Origin of the sequence: Trinickia sp. (assembly GCF_051961175.1) — a bacterium.
Classification (GTDB): Bacteria; Pseudomonadota; Gammaproteobacteria; order Burkholderiales; family Burkholderiaceae; genus Trinickia.
In genome coordinates, this window is record NZ_JBQCDN010000230.1 from 1 (window position 1) to 13409 (window position 13409).

Below are 13409 nucleotides of genomic sequence, written 5' to 3' on the forward strand. Positions count from 1 at the left end.
ATCGCCGCGTGGGAGGTCGCACCGCCCGCAGCCATCACGAGCGCGGTCACGCGCGCGCGGTCGAGCGAAGAGAGATCCGACGGCGTGAATTCGTTCGCGGCCAGAATGGCTTCGTCCGGCAACGCGCGTACCGCCGGATTCACGTAACCGAGCGCGCGCAAAACGCGCTTTTCGATGTCGCGCAAATCTGCGGCGCGCTCGGCCAGCAGCATGTCTTCGACTTGCATCAAGACTGCGATCTGCCCGCGGATCGCCTCGCGCCAGGCGAATCCCGCGCTCTTGCCGAGGCTGATCAGATCGCGCGCCGCATCGACGAGCGTTGGGTCTTCGAGCAGCACCCGATGCACGGCAAAAATACCCGCTTCCCCCACGGCGCCGCGTTGCGATGCATCGCGCACCGTCGTATTCAGCTCCGCATCGACGGCGGCCAGCGCGCGATCGAGCAATCGGCTCTCGGCCGCCGACGTGCCGCTGGCACGCTCAGGGGGGGCGAACTCGGCGTCGTCCCAGCGCACGAGCTTGCCCACCGCGATGCCCGGCGCCGCGCACACGCCCGCAAGCGTGTTCGGATCGAGCGGCATGCCTGCCGGACGCACCGCGGGCCTCGGCGCCGGCGATTTTGCGCGCGCCGGCGTTTCCTCCAGCTCACCATGCACCTCGCGCAAGAGCTCGCGCGCGACCGCGTCCACAGCTTGCACCGCATCGCGGCCCGTACCGATCACCTCGACCGTCGTCCCCTCGCCCGCGCCGAGGCCGAGCAGCCCTACGACGCTCTCGACGTTCGCTTGCCGGGCACCGTGATGCACGTCCACGCGCGCATGGAGCCCGCGCACGGCTTCTCGCGCGCGTGCCGCCGGACGGGCATGAAGGCCGCCCGCCTGCACGAGCGTGATCGTGCGGCTCGCCTGCACTTTCACGTCGGCGGGCGGCGTGCTCGGCGCCTCGATCCCGATTGCGCCGCCTTTTGCGCGCAGGGACAGAAGCGGGGTCACCCCCGCCGTCACTCGCCCCGAGGCGCGCTCGACCACATCGAACGCGTCGGAGTTCGCAATCGCGATGACCGAGACGAGACTCGGCGCTTTCATGCCGATCACATCCTGGTCGAATTCGATCAGCAGATCGCCCGCGCGCACGCGATCGCCTTGAGCCACCTTCGCCGTGAACCCGGCGCCGCCGAGCTCGACCGTATCGATGCCGATATGCAGCAGAATTTCGGCGCCCTGGGGCGTTTGCAGCGTGACGGCATGGCCGGTGCGCGCGAGATGCGTGACGACGCCGTCGCACGGTGCGACGAGGCGGCCGTCGAGTGGATCGACGGCGATGCCGTCGCCGAACATGCCGCCCGCGAAGACGGGATCGGGCACATCGGCGAGCGACACGACGGGTCCCGTCAGCGGGGCGAGCAGGATCACCTTGTCCGGGGATTGGTTCATTAGTCGGGACTCCTCAGCACGTTCCATCCGGATCTCTCGCTCAGTGGGTTTCAGTGATCTTGTTCAGGTGGCGCGGCGCATCGGGATCGCGCCCGCGGGCGGCCGCAAGTTCCGCGGCCATCACGTAGAAAGTCTGGATCGCCGCGATCGGATCGAGCGAGACATGGCGGCTAGCCGCCAGCGGCAAGTGCGCATGGAAGCCGGCCGCCTCGGCAATATCGGCTGGCGCGGCCAGCAACACGCGCGCGCCGCGCCCGCGCATATCGGCGGCGAGCCGGATCAATCCAGCCTGTTCCGGGCCGCGCGGGGCGAAGACGAGCAACGGGTAGTCGCGATCGATGAGCTCCATGGGGCCATGCCGGACTTCCGCGCTCGAGAAGGCTTCGGCCTGGATGCCCGATGTTTCCTTGAGCTTGAGGGCCGCCTCTTGCGCGACGGCGAGCCCGAGGCCACGGCCGATCACGATCATGCGCTCGACGTCGCGCAGCGTATCGACCGCCACCGACCAATCGAGCGCGGCCGCATCGCGCAGCGTATCGGGCAGCGCCCGCAGCGCGTCGATCAACATCGGATCGCGCTGCCAGTACGCGACGAGTTGCGCCGAGATCGACAGCATGGCGATGTAGCTCTTGGTGGCGGCAACCGAGCGTTCCGGTCCGGCCAGCAACGGCAATTGCCATTCGCAGGCATCGGCGAGCGGCGAGTCGGGGGCGTTGACCGCGCTGACGGTCAGCGCACCGGCATCGCGCAGGGCTTTCATTGTGTCGACGAGATCGGGACTGCGGCCCGACTGCGAAAACGCGATCGCGAATTCGCCGCCCACGCGCAGCGGCGCGGCCTGCAACGTCGCAATCGACATCGGCAGCGAAGCGACGGGCAGCCCGATCCGGCTCATCGCCAGGCTCGCGAAATAGCTCGCGGCGTGATCGGAACTGCCGCGCGCGATCGTGAGCGCGACATGGCGCGGCGCGCCAGCGAGCAGCGCCGCCAGTTGTTCGACGCGCGTGCTGTCGGCGCACTGAGCGGCGACGACCGTGCTCGCGGCGAGCGCCTCTTTAAGCATATTCGACAATCTGTTCCCCTTCGACGTAGGTCGCAGCCAGCGTGAGATCGCGTTCGAATACCACCGCGTCGGCCCATGCGCCGCGCACCAGACGCCCCCGGTCTTCAATCCCGAGGTAATCGGCGGCATAGCGCGACGTACGGTGCGAGACGTCGGCGAGCGGCAGGCCCATCGAGACCAGATTGCGCAACGCATCGTCCATCGTCAGCGTGCTGCCGGCCAGCGTGCCGTCGGCCAGACGCACGCCGCCCAGGCATTTCGTGACGTGCTGGCTGCCGAGGCGGTATTCGCCGTCCGGCATGCCCGTCGCCGAGGTGCTGTCGGTCACGACATACAGGCGCGGGATCGCACGCAGGGCTGCACGGATCGCACCGGGATGCACGTGCAGCAGATCGGGAATGATTTCGGCGAATTCCGCATGGGCGAGCGCGGCACCGACGAGGCCCGGGTTACGGTGATGCATCGGCGACATCGCGTTGAACAAATGCGTGAAGCCGCCCGCGCCATGCTTGAGCGCCGCCACGGCATCGTCGTACGTGGCGAGCGAGTGGCCGAGCTGCACCCGCACGCCGCGCGCGACCATTTCGGAGATGATTTCCATGTGTCCCGCGATCTCGGGCGCCAGCGTCACCACGCGGATCGGTGCCACCGACAGGTACTTGAGCACTTCGTCGAGTACGGCCGAAACGGCCGCGTCGGGCTGCGCGCCGAGCTTGCCCGGGTTGATATAAGGGCCTTCGAGATGCACCCCGAGCACGCGCGCACCGCCCGGCGTGCGCGTGCGTGTCACTTCGCCCAGCCCCGAGACGACGGCGAGCAGTTCGTCACGCGGCGCCGTCATCGTCGTCGCCAACAGGCTCGTCGTACCGTGGCGCGCATGGGTGCGCGCTATCGTTTCGATGGCAGTACCGGCTTCCATGACGTCGGCGCCGCCGCCGCCGTGGACGTGCAAATCGATGAAGCCCGGCAGGATGTAGGGATCGCCATTCGTCGAGGGATCGACAGCCACGCCTTCGAGCGCCGTGATCCGGCCGTTCTCGCAATGCAGCGTGCCGCGAATCCAACCGTCCGGCGTGAGGATATTTCCGTTCAGCATGGGATTGCTATCTCAAAAAAAGCTCGAACGCGCGATGGGGATGCGCGCTGTCGTTCCGGGGCGCGCCGCCTGCAGCGGCAGCACGCGTGAGGGCAATGATGTTGGAGCCCATTATATAACCAGAATAGTACCAGTCAATCCACCCTGCGCGCGCCTTGCGATGGGTGTCAAACGCTTGCCCGGCAAGGCGCCGCCGTAAAACGAGCCTGTTTTCGGCTGGTATGGGGGCATCGGGATTTACCCGCACCGCATACCAATCCTGCCCCACCGGCGAGGCAGGCGAATGACGGCGGCGCCTTGCCCGCATGCATAGATACCGGTTTAGTACCACCGGTTTGTCGAGCAAAACTTGTTTGTTGGCGACGATCCCATATAGTTCTGATTAATCCAGACGATACGGTGACGCCCGCATTGACCGAAACCACTTTGCACCACCGCGCGGAAGCGGTGCGCCGTTTCAATCGCTTCTATACGCAGCACATCGGCGTATTGCATGAGTTTTTACAGAAAAGTCCGTTCTCTCTGACAGAAGTTCGGGTGCTTCGCGAATTGACGCAGGGGACCGTTTCCACGGCGACGGAGCTTGCGCGTACGCTGGGGCTCGATAGCGGGTACCTGAGCCGCTTGTTGACGAGCTTCGAACGGCGGCAGTTGATCACGCGGCGCCAATCGGAAGCCGATGCGCGCCAGTCGCTGCTCGAGCTCACACCGGCCGGGCGCGCCGCGTATGCCCCGCTCGAAGTCGCGGCCGTCGACGAAGTGTGCGCGCTATTGAAGGGGCTTTCCGTCGCCGGACAGGAACAGTTGATTGCGGCGATGCGCGTGATCGAGCGGCTGCTCGGGCGCGGCCCCGCGCGTGCAGCCGTTTCGCTGCGCGCCCCGAGGGGCGGCGATTACGGCTGGCTCGTCCATCGGCAAGCCTTGCTCTTCGGCGCGGAATATGGCGCGGATATGGGTTTCGAAGCGTTCGCCGCGCAGGAAATGGCGGAATTTTCGCGGCGGCACGATCATGAACGCGCGATGTGCTGGATCGCTGAGCAGCAGGAAACGGTCGTCGGTGCCGCATTCGTCGCCGCGCTTTCGGAACGCGCCGCACGAATGCGGCTGTTATATGTGGAGCCGGAATCGCGCGGTCACGGGATCGGCACGCTGCTCGTCACGCAATGCATCAGTTTCGCGCAACAAGCCGGATATGACACGTTGACGCTGACCACCTGCGGCGTGCTCAACGACGGCGAACGCGTGTTCGAGCGCGCGGGATTCCGCTGCGTCTCAACGGAACCGGAGCGGCGCTTCGGCCGCAATCTGATCGCGCAGACTTGGGAGCGCAAGCTCTAAAGCCAGTTGTCGCTGGTAATTGGCATAGGGGGTCGCCAACAGGCTACACCCCTGCCACAGCACCCGGCATGCGGGTCCGCACCGGGCGGTTCAAGAAGTTGAGGTTAGCAGAGACGAGGTACGCCGAGGCCGTCGAAGTAGGATGGTCAAGACACGCTTGAGCGCGCGGTCGCTATTGCGCCACCAACGGCGGCTGTTAGCCGCCACTTGGCGGGGCTCGCGTAGAAGCGCGTCGCAGCTCGCGGGCTGCGGCTTGTTTAGAACGACGGCACCATCGCACCCTTGAACTGGGTGTGGATGAAGTCACGCACTTCTTGCGAGTGATAGGCCGCGACGAGCTTCTTCACCCACGGCTTATCCTTGTCCTGCGTGCGCACGGCAATTAAATTCGCGTACGGGCTATGGACGTCTTCGCGTGCGATCGCGTCATCGGTCGGCGAGAGGCCGGCGGACAATGCGTAATTCGTGTTGATGACGGCGGCGTCGACATCGCCGAGCGAGCGCGGCAATTGCGCCGCATCGAGTTCGAGCAGCTTGAACTTGTTCGGATTCTCAGCCACGTCGAGCGTCGTGGCGTTGTTCCCGTTCGAACCGGCGCCAGCTTTGAGCTTCACGAGTCCCTGCGCCTGCAACAGCAGCAGCGCGCGGTTCTCGTTCGACGGATCGTTGGGAATCGCGATCTTCGCGCCGGCCTGCAGTGCCTTCACCGATTTGACCTTCTTCGAATAAATGCCGATCGGCGAAATATAGGTGAGGCCCGCGGTCACGATCTTGTAGCCGCGTTGTTTGATTTGACTGTCGAGGTAGGGCTGGTGCTGGAAGCTGTTCGCGTCGAGATCGCCGGCATCGAGTGCCGCATTCGGCTGCACGTAATCGTTGAACGTAACGATCTTGATATCGAGCCCCTCGCGCTTTGCGACTTTCTTCACGACGGCCCACGTCTGCTCGTCGGGGCCCGCGATCGTGCCGACCTTGACGATCTGGTCCGCCTGCGCAACGGAGCCGATGGCGAATGCCGCGGTGGCGGCGACCGACGAGAGGAGCTTGAGAAGCGTTCTGCGTTGCATAAAATCTCGCTTTCTTTATAGAAAAAATAAGAAGACCGGCCTGATGGTGTCATAGCCGTCTTTCGAAGGGAAATACGTTGATCGCATATCGATATGCCGCGCGGCGCGCCGATGGGCCGCGGGGGTATGCGTTTTGTTCTATTTAATTAGGACAACCAAATAATAACGGTGCATTCATGCGGCTCGAATCGAGCCACAGTGAGAGCGGAAGCCGGAACGAAAAATCGGAGGGTGATTAATCGACCAGCAGCTTGAGGTCGTGAACCCAGCGCTGCACGCCCTGCCCGTCGCGCGCGAACAAGCGCAATTGGCCGGACGGATCGAACACATAGCTCGCGGCTGTATGGTTCATCGTGTAGTCGTCCGGGGTCTTGCCCGGCACCTTCGCGTAATAGACACGAAAATCCTTCGCGACCTTGGCGAGCTGCGCGTCATCGGGCCGTAGCGCGACGAACGACGGACTGAACGCGTGAACATATTGCGAGAGGACCTGCGGCGTATCGCGCGCGGGATCGACTGTCACGAACAGCACCTGAACGCGTTGCGCATCGGGGCCGAGCTGCTGCATCGCCTGGGTCAGTTCGGCCATCGTTGTCGGGCAGACATCGGGGCAGTGCGTGTACCCGAAGAACAGGACCACGGCCTTGCCCTTGTAATCGGCGATCGAATGCATCTTGCCGTTCGTATCCGGCAGCGTGAAATCCGTCCCGAACTGCTTGTTGCCCGTGAGATCCAGGTTCTGAAACGCGGGCTCGCTCTTGCCGCAACCGGCCGTGCACAGCGCGCTGCCGATGAGGCACGCCGCGAGCAGCGCGCGCGCGGCGCGCATCGTCGAAAGCTTGGACACAGGACGCATCACAGGCCGATCAAACCGCGCGCGTAGTGATCGACGAGCAGCGCGGCGAACAGCAGGGACAGATAGACGATCGAATACCGGAAGGTCTTTCGCGCAAGCGCATCCGAATACTCGCGATAGATCTTCCACGCATAGCCGAGGAACACGGCACCGAGCAGAACCGCAGATACCAGATAGACGAGCCCGCTCATCCCGGAGACGAACGGCATCAGCGTGACCGCGAACAGAATCACCGTATAGAGAAAGATATGCAACCGCGTGTACTGCTCGCCGTGTGTATTCGGCAGCATCGGCAGCCCGGCGTTTTCGTAGTCCTTGCGGCGATACAACGCGAGCGCCCAGAAATGCGGCGGCGTCCAGACGAAGATGATCAGCACGAGGATCCAGGCGTCACCCGGCACGTGACCCGTGACCGCCGCCCAGCCGAGCGCCGGCGGCATCGCGCCCGACGCGCCGCCGATCACGATGTTCTGCGGCGTGGCCGGCTTGAGCAGCAACGTGTAGATGACCGCGTAGCCGATAAACGTGGCGACCGTCAGCCACATCGTCAAGGCGTTCGTGAGCGCATACAGCGTCCACATCCCGACACCGCCCAGGACGGCCGAGAACAGCAGGATCTGCGTGGTGGTGATTTCGCCGCGCGCGGACGGACGCCACGCCGTGCGGCGCATCATCGCATCGATCTTTTGCTCGACGAGGCAGTTGATCGCGAAGGCGGCGCCGGCCGTCAGTGCAATACCGACGGTCCCGCCGATCAGCACTTTCCACGGCACCATGCCCGGTGTCGACAGAAACATGCCGATGACCGCGCAGAACACGGCAAGCTGCGTCACACGCGGCTTCGTGAGCGCGAGGTATTGGGAGATTCGGGAGCTCGGATGGCGAGCGAATGTGGTGCTTTCCATGGGGATCACGCGGGTGCGGCCTCGCGCGACGAAACGGCGGCGCGGCCAAGCTGGCTGGAAGCGGTGCGAAAGTTTAGCACAACGACAAGCAGCAGCAGGATGGCTGCGCCGCCGTTGTGGGCAACGGCGATCGGCAACGGCCATTGCAGCACGATGTTCGACAGGCCCGTCGCGAATTGGAGCGCGAGCACGATCAGCACGCCCGTGGCGGGGCGGCGCAGCGACTCATAGCCGCGCATCTTCCAGGCGAGCGCAGCCAGGTACGCGATGACGACGATCGCGAAAGTTCGATGCGTCCAGTGAATCGCCACGAGCGCGTCCTGGGTGATGGCCTCGCCATCGCCCGTCATACCGAGCGCGCGCCACAGGTGAAAGCCTTGCGCGAAATTCATCGGCGGGAGCCATTGACCGTTGCAGGTCGGGAAATCGGTACAGGCGAGCACCGCATAATTCGTGCTCACCCAACCACCGAGTGCAAGCTGCAGCACCAGCAGCGCAAGCCCCACGAGCGCGAACGCCCGATAGCGCGCGATCTCGGGTTCATAGGCCGGCAGCGGCGTCAGACGTGCGGCGAACCACGCCAGCGTGCCGAGCAGCGTCAGGCCGAGCAGCAGATGCGTCGTCACGATCACAGGCTGAAGCTTCATCGTCACGGTCAACGCGCCGAACACGCCTTGCACGACGATCAACAGCAGCAGCCCGGTTGGCCACCACGGCGAGACATGCAACGATTTGCGTTTGATGCGTGCCACCCATGCACTGGCCGTCTGCGCGATGATCAGCACGCCGATGGCCGTCGCGAAATAGCGATGGATCATTTCGATCCACGCCTTCACCATGCTGACGGGCCCGCTCGGCATCGCCGCATGCGCGGCGGCAATCTGCGCGTGCGCAAGGAACGGCGAGGCCGTGCCGTAGCAGCCGGGCCAGTCGGGGCAGCCGAGCCCGGAATCCGTCAGGCGCGTAAAGCCGCCGAACATGATCAGATCGAGCGTCAGAAACGTCGTCACCCAGACAAGCTTCCGGAATTTATCGTCGCTCCCCTTGATCCAGACGTAACTCAGAGGAAGCAGCGCGATGCAAATCCCCGTCGCGCCCAGTTGCAGCAAGAACATCGTTACCCTCCAGCCAAACGGCGAACCGCGTCACACGTCGCTTGTCGCGCGTCAGCCGATACTCGACCACTTCAACAGCTTCGTCACGTCGCTCTTGACCTTGTTCGGATCGGGGTTCTTCGGGAACCGCATCATCAAGTTGCCGTTCGGATCGACGAGATAGATGTGATCGACATCGCTCGTGCCCGTATCGGCCGGCAGCCATGCCGATAGCGCAGCGGGATCGGCGATGAGCTTGCGCGTATCGGGATAGGCGCGCTCGATCACGTCCGGCACGGTATCGGCATCGGTGCGCAGCCAAACGGTGAGCATGCGCTCGCGCTCGCCGCCTTGCGCCACGCGGATCTGCCGCATGAAATAAAGCTTCGTCGCGCACGCTTTATCGCAAGCGCTGCGATCGACGCTGACCATGAGCCAGCGCCCGCGCAGCGAGGCGAGCGGCATCGGCTTGCCGGTTTCGTCCTTGACGATCAGCGTGTCCGCAATCGGGCGCTGCGGCTCGATCAACGCGCCGTAATTCGTCGCCCCGCCTTTCGGCTTGATGACGTAGTACGTCAGATACGACGCGATGATCGGCGCCGCGCACATGAGCCCGATCGCGAGCACCACCCACCGGCCGCTCTTCCAAGAGCCGCGGGCCCGAGCGGGCGCGGACGAGACGGCGCCGTTTTGATCGGCTGCGCGGCGTTGCGCGCGGGAGCGTTCAGATGACATCGACAAGCGTGACTCCCTCTCAATTTCCTTTTTTCGCAGCCCGTCTGGCTGCGTACAAACCAAAGCCCAACGCGGCGGCCGCCATGCCCCACCATTGGAACATGTATCCGTAGTTGGTCTCGACGCCCATCGTCGGCACCGGCCAATCGCGCACGAGGCGATCGCCGTCGTCGCTCGTCTGCTGGATCACGAACGGCTGGAACGCAAGGCCCGTTTCCTTTGCGAACGCGCCCACATCAAGGTTCTGCCGGATCGGCTGATGCGCAGCCGATCCGCCCTCGCCGAGCTCGAACGCGCGCGACGCGTTGGCGCGCGCGATGCCTTCGATCGTCACCTCGCCCGATGGGGTGCGATAGGGCGCAATCGCCGTGCGCAGATCCGCATTGCGCGGCAGCCAGCCCCGGTTGACGAGCACATAGCCGCCACCGGTCAACGCGAGCGGCATCACGACGTAAAAACCCGGTTGATCCCGGTACGGACGGTTGTCGAGGTAGACGACATGCTCCGGCATGAAACGGCCGATGGCCCGCACCCGATGATATTCGATCGAGGCGACCGGCATCGGCTGTGCCCCCACCGGTTGCGCCGGTGCGTGTTCGTATTGTTCGATATGGGCCTGCAGCGCTTCCTTTTGATGCGCGCGATCGCGCTGCCAGAATCCGAGCCGGATTGTCACCGCCATCACGAGCAGAATCAGCAGCGTGGGAACAAGACGAATTTTCATATCAGACGCGGCACGCTTCGCGCGATCGCCGAACACGCGCATGTTTGCATGAGCGCCATCCGGCCCTCCGTGACTGCATGAGCAGGTAACGTCGGTGCGATAATTGCATCGGTAGTTTTTCGTCGATTCCGAACATCGGTTGGTTCCATGCACATTTTTGTTGCCGTCGCTTTCGCCCTCATCATCGCCAGTATGGTGTCGGCCCTTTACTTCATGATGCACGACCGCGGCAAGACCAAGCGGATGGTTTGGTCGCTGGCCACGCGCGTCGGGTTGTCGATCTCGCTGTTCCTCTTTCTCTGGCTAGCCCATTGGCTCGGCTGGATTCAATACAGCCACGTGCCGCTGGGCCGCTGAACGACACCACTGGTTCAGCCGCGAACGCCCCTCGCGGTGCCCCCATCGCTGCGGCACATTGCCGCAGCATCGCCCCTCAAAAACACAAACGCCGCCTCGATCGAACCGAAGGCGGCGCACGCAAGTGGGGACTTCATCTCGTCAACATCGCCGCGCGTTCCGCCTCGCATTCAGCAGCACTAAGCGAGCGATGAACAAGCGGCCATGCTGGCGGCCCGGCTCGTCGACTATCGTCGACAAGACAGGCCGTATCGGACATTACAGCCAGTAGACGACGACGTACAGGCCAAGCCAGACGACGTCGACAAAGTGCCAGTACCACGCAGCGCCTTCGAAGGCGAAGTGGTGATCCGCCGTGAAGTGGCCACGAATCAAACGCACGAGCACGACCGTCAGCATGGTGCCGCCGAGGAACACGTGGAAACCGTGTAAACCCGTCAGCAAGAAGAACGTGGAACCGTAGACGCCCGAGGCGAGCGTGAGATTCAGTTCGTTGTACGCGTGGATGTACTCGAACGCCTGCATGAACAAGAAGGTCACGCCGAGCAGGACCGTCGCAGCCAGCCAGGCGATGGCCTTCTTGCGATGATCGTCACGCAGCGCGTGGTGCGACACGGTCAGCGTCGCGCCCGAGCTCAAGAGCAACGCCGTGTTGATCGTCGGCACGGGCCACGGCACCATTGCCTTGAAATGGCCAGCCAGCTGCGCCGGGCCTTCATTCGGCCACACGGCCGTGAAGTCGGGCCAAATCAGCTTGAAATCGAGGCTGCCGAGCTGATGCATGGCGATTTCGCGTGCATAGAACAGCGCACCGAAGAACGCGCCGAAGAACATCACTTCGGAGAAGATGAACCAGCTCATGCTCCAGCGGTACGAGCGGTCGACACGCTTGCCGTACATGCCTGTCTCCGATTCGGCAATCGCATCGCCGAACCAGTGCCACAACACGAAGAGCAGCCACAGCAAGCCCGCGAACATCGTGAAGGGAGCCCAAGGCGTGTCGTTGATCCACAGCCCCAACGATCCGAGCATCACGAAGACGCCGATAGACGCCGTGACTGGGTGCCGGGACGGATTCGGCACGAAGTAATACGGGCTCTCGTTTTGACCGCTCATTGTTGATTCTCCACTTCAGTCCAATTGTTTCGCAATTTGCCGGCGCGTTTGCCCATGTTCGACACCGCACCGCTTCGCTTTTGATTTGCTTCGCCTCGGCGCCTGCTTCAGCTCGTCACGGCATGCACCACGGCAATCAGCACCGCGATAAACACCGCCACCGCGATCAGCGCCGCCACGATCACATGCAGCGGATTGAGCTGCATATCGGCTTCGTGGTCGGCCCGCCGGCGTACACCGAAGAACGACCAGAGCACCGCTTTCATCGTCTTGGCAAAACTGGCTTTGCCGCCTGAAGTCATCGCACCGGTCTCCGGTCCCATTCGCCTGCTCATCGTCATTTGTCACGCGGCGCCCGTCCCGCTTTGCGCCGCTTCGGCCATCGGCCGCCCCTCATCCCCGCTCGCGTTCGCCAGCCCGTCCTTCTCGCTAAACGTCCGGCGCGCGCCTCAATGAGAGAGCGAAAACTTCAGAACGATACTCACAAAGAAGACGGCGGCAATGGCGAACAAGATCAAACCGAGCCGCAGATTGCCGGTGCGCACCTGCTCCGGCGAGCGTCTTTTTTGTGAATGGTTCATCGTCAATTTCGTGACTTCAAGCGACGGCGCATGGCCGTCGCTTCGTTGCTTCGTTGCTTCGTCGCTTCGCTGATGAAGGCCGAAGCTCGCGGCTTGCCGGTGCGCGCATGTGTGCGTGCGCCCGAGCCGGCAAGCTGCGGCCTACTGCATTACTCCACCGTCGGCGGGTTCTCGAACGTATGGAACGGAGCCGGGCTCGGAATCGTCCATTCGAGACCCGTGGCGCCATCCCAGGGCTTGTCGGACGCCTTCTCGAGCTCGCCGCCGCCGCGATACGCGGGCAGCACCACAGCGAACAGGAAGTAGACCTGCGCCAGGCCGAAGCCGAACGCGCCGATCGTGATCACCTGGTTCCAATCCGTGAACTGCGCCGGGTAATCGGCATAGCGACGCGGCATGCCGGCCAGACCGACGAAGTGCATCGGGAAGAACGTCAGGTTGAAGAAGATCATCGACGCCCAGAAGTGGATCTTGCCGCGCGTCTCGTTGTACATCCAGCCCGTCCACTTCGGCGCCCAGTAGTACCAGCCCGCAAAGAGCGCGAACAGTGACCCCGCCACAAGCACATAGTGGAAGTGCGCCACCACGAAATAGGTGCCGTGGTATTGAATGTCGAGCGGCGCCATCGCCAGCATCAGACCCGTGAAGCCGCCCATCGTGAACACGAACAGGAAGCCGATCGCGAACAGCATGGGCGATTCGAATGTGAGCGAACCACGCCACATCGTGGCCAGCCAGTTGAACACCTTCACGCCCGTCGGCACGGCGATCAGCATCGTCGCGTACATGAAGAACAGCTGGCCGGTCACGGGCATGCCCGTCACGAACATGTGGTGCGCCCAGACCATGAACGACAGAATGGCGATCGACGCCGTGGCGTACACCATCGAGCTATAGCCGAACAGCGGCTTGCGTGCGAAGGCCGGAATCACCTGCGACACGATCCCGAACGCCGGCAAGATCATGATGTAGACCTCGGGGTGCCCGAAGAACCAGAAGATGTGCTGGTACATGATCGGGTCGCCGCCGCCGGCCGCGTTGAAG

The 13409-nt window shown here is 63.7% G+C and carries 15 protein-coding genes; 2 read left to right on the forward strand and 13 right to left on the reverse strand.

From position 1 onward, the window contains the following. From ACTHL0_RS14035 to nagA, 3 genes are all read right to left on the reverse strand, one after another. On the reverse strand, positions 1 to 1460 hold a 1460-nt coding region (locus ACTHL0_RS14035; protein WP_440567355.1), incomplete at its 3' end, for a glucose PTS transporter subunit IIA. 13 nt (positions 1461 to 1473) lie between these two features. After that, complete coding sequence (locus ACTHL0_RS14040) at positions 1474 to 2505, reverse strand: SIS domain-containing protein (RefSeq protein ID WP_440567356.1); 1032 nt, start codon at positions 2503 to 2505, stop codon at positions 1474 to 1476. Continuing rightward, positions 2489 to 3592 carry an N-acetylglucosamine-6-phosphate deacetylase gene (nagA, locus tag ACTHL0_RS14045; protein WP_440567357.1) on the reverse strand — a complete coding sequence of 368 codons (1104 nt, stop codon included), beginning with the start codon at positions 3590 to 3592 and terminating at the stop codon, positions 2489 to 2491. The genes ACTHL0_RS14040 and nagA overlap by 17 nt, the downstream gene beginning before the upstream one ends. 411 nt (positions 3593 to 4003) lie before the next feature. On the opposite strand from nagA, the gene ACTHL0_RS14050 reads away from it, so the two are divergent. After that, positions 4004 to 4930, forward strand: coding sequence for a bifunctional helix-turn-helix transcriptional regulator/GNAT family N-acetyltransferase (locus ACTHL0_RS14050; RefSeq protein WP_440567358.1), 927 nt, complete (start codon positions 4004 to 4006; stop codon positions 4928 to 4930). 257 nt (positions 4931 to 5187) lie between these two features. On the opposite strand, the gene ACTHL0_RS14055 is transcribed toward ACTHL0_RS14050, so the two are convergent. The 6 genes from ACTHL0_RS14055 to ACTHL0_RS14080 form a co-directional block, all read right to left on the reverse strand. After that, the gene (locus tag ACTHL0_RS14055) at positions 5188 to 5997 is read right to left on the reverse strand and encodes a MetQ/NlpA family ABC transporter substrate-binding protein (protein ID WP_440567359.1); all 810 of its coding nucleotides are present in this window, start codon (positions 5995 to 5997) and stop codon (positions 5188 to 5190) included. A 235-nt stretch (positions 5998 to 6232) separates the two neighbouring features. Then, the gene (locus tag ACTHL0_RS14060) at positions 6233 to 6853 is read right to left on the reverse strand and encodes an SCO family protein (protein WP_440567367.1); all 621 of its coding nucleotides are present in this window, start codon (positions 6851 to 6853) and stop codon (positions 6233 to 6235) included. After that, positions 6853 to 7758 (reverse strand): heme o synthase, encoded by a 906-nt coding sequence (gene cyoE / locus ACTHL0_RS14065; RefSeq protein ID WP_440567360.1) that lies wholly within the window; start codon positions 7756 to 7758, stop codon positions 6853 to 6855. The genes ACTHL0_RS14060 and cyoE overlap by 1 nt, the downstream gene beginning before the upstream one ends. 5 nt (positions 7759 to 7763) lie before the next feature. Beyond that, complete coding sequence (locus ACTHL0_RS14070; protein WP_440567361.1) at positions 7764 to 8873, reverse strand: COX15/CtaA family protein; 1110 nt, start codon at positions 8871 to 8873, stop codon at positions 7764 to 7766. Positions 8874 to 8924: 51 nt separating this feature from the next. Then, on the reverse strand, positions 8925 to 9461 hold the full coding sequence (locus ACTHL0_RS14075; RefSeq protein WP_440567368.1) for an SCO family protein: 537 nt from the start codon (positions 9459 to 9461) through the stop codon (positions 8925 to 8927). Positions 9462 to 9606: 145 nt separating this feature from the next. Beyond that, positions 9607 to 10311, reverse strand: a complete 705-nt coding sequence (locus ACTHL0_RS14080; protein WP_440567362.1) for an SURF1 family protein — start codon at positions 10309 to 10311, stop codon at positions 9607 to 9609. A gap of 147 nt (positions 10312 to 10458) precedes the next feature. Here ACTHL0_RS14080 and ACTHL0_RS14085 point away from each other — a divergent pair, with 147 nt between their 5' ends. Further along, complete coding sequence (locus tag ACTHL0_RS14085; RefSeq protein WP_440567363.1) at positions 10459 to 10668, forward strand: twin transmembrane helix small protein; 210 nt, start codon at positions 10459 to 10461, stop codon at positions 10666 to 10668. Positions 10669 to 10926: 258 nt separating this feature from the next. Here the strand turns inward: ACTHL0_RS14085 and ACTHL0_RS14090 are convergent, their stop codons facing one another. The 4 genes from ACTHL0_RS14090 to ACTHL0_RS14105 all read right to left on the reverse strand — a co-directional run. Beyond that, positions 10927 to 11784, reverse strand: coding sequence for a cytochrome c oxidase subunit 3 (locus ACTHL0_RS14090; protein WP_440567364.1), 858 nt, complete (start codon positions 11782 to 11784; stop codon positions 10927 to 10929). Positions 11785 to 11891: 107 nt separating this feature from the next. Next, positions 11892 to 12086: a DUF2970 domain-containing protein gene (locus ACTHL0_RS14095; RefSeq protein WP_440567369.1), complete on the reverse strand. Its 195-nt coding sequence runs from the start codon at positions 12084 to 12086 to the stop codon at positions 11892 to 11894. Between the two features lie 147 nt (positions 12087 to 12233). Next, positions 12234 to 12365, reverse strand: coding sequence for a cytochrome oxidase small assembly protein (locus ACTHL0_RS14100; RefSeq protein WP_440567365.1), 132 nt, complete (start codon positions 12363 to 12365; stop codon positions 12234 to 12236). Between the two features lie 149 nt (positions 12366 to 12514). Further along, the coding region (locus tag ACTHL0_RS14105; protein ID WP_440567366.1) for a cbb3-type cytochrome c oxidase subunit I at positions 12515 to 13409 on the reverse strand (895 nt) is incomplete at its 5' end.